This is a genomic window from Amycolatopsis sp. NPDC003676, from assembly GCF_053587275.1.
In genome coordinates this window covers 1-1,184 of the sequence record NZ_JBSFNS010000358.1, presented here as the reverse complement: position 1 = coordinate 1,184, position 1,184 = coordinate 1, and the positions used below count along the sequence as shown (strand labels likewise).

2 protein-coding genes are annotated in these 1,184 nt (G+C 70.6%); both read right to left on the bottom strand.

What is annotated here, in order from left to right:
- On the bottom strand, window positions 1–443 hold a 443-nt coding region (locus ACWDNU_RS46400; protein WP_449673517.1), incomplete at its 3' end, for an FAD-binding oxidoreductase.
- A 5-nt stretch (window positions 444–448) separates the two neighbouring features.
- Window positions 449–1,184: metal-dependent hydrolase (locus ACWDNU_RS46395; RefSeq protein ID WP_449673516.1), on the bottom strand; the 736-nt coding region annotated here is incomplete at its 5' end.

Here is a 1,184-nt window from a genome sequence, read left to right as displayed (position 1 = left end):
GCATCGATGAAGTCGAACGCGTTGCGCGGGCCGCGGATTCGCAGCGCGTCGCCCACCGCCAGCTGGTCGTGCACCTCGATCGATCCGCCCTCGCCGTCGGGGATGCGGCGCACCGCGATCCGGTAGCGGCGCCGATCGGCGGGGTCACCGCACAGCGAGTACTGGCGTTGCTTGCCGGAGGGCAGCACGATGTCGAGGTGCGAGCCAGGCCGCCACGGGGGCAGCGGCGCGCCGGTCGGCGAGGTCAGGGTGAGGCTGGTGACGTCGACCGCCACCGGCTCGATTCCCGCGACGGTCACCGGAATCTCGAAGCCGGTGTGCCGCACCGGGTTCGGTCGCGAGATGAGCGATGCCGCGCGCCCGGAGACGAACAGCTGCCGATAGCCGTCGGCGACGGCGCCGATCGCGCGCAGGGCGGCGGGCGGGGTGTACCGCTCGGTCATCGCCGTCACTGCTCGGCCGCCCGCGCCGCGGGCGAATGCGCGAGATAGCGCAGCGCGCGATCCATCGGACCCAGCTGGGACGGATGGAAGCCCGGCCGCAGGTAACGCGGGATCTCGGTGAGGAACAGACCGAAATTCGGCATGATGCCCCGAGCGGTCGCCCGCACCAGCTGCACCGGCCAGGACGGGCCCTTCTTCGGCGACGGGTCCTTGGCGTAGAGGTAGGCCGAGGACAGGATGAAGGTCGCGAGCAGACTGGTACTGGCCGCCACCGCGGTGCGCGCCTTGCGCGCGTAGCCGCCGTCGACGTACATGTAGGCGTCGTAGACCACGCTGCGGTGCTCGACTTCCTCGGCGCCGTGCCAGCGGATCAGATCGAGCATGGTCGGGTCCATGCCGAGGTCTTCGAACTTGTCGTTCTCCAGCAGCCATTCGCCGATGACGGCGGTGTAGTGCTCCATCCCGGCGAACAGCGCGAGCCGCTCCTTGAGCCATTCCTCCTTCGCCCGGCCGGTCAGGCCGTGGTCGCCGAGGATGCGATCGACGAACCAGGCGAAGGTGCGGACCATCGAGTCGACGTCGAGGCCGATGGCCTGGAGGTGGTCGCGCGCGCCGGCGTGGCTGCTGGCGTGCATCGTCTCCTGGCCGACGAAGCCCTGCACCTCTTCGCGCAGCCGCTGGTCGTCGATGTAGGGCAGGGCCTCGGCGAGCGCCTGGGCCATCGCCCGTTCGCCTTCCGGC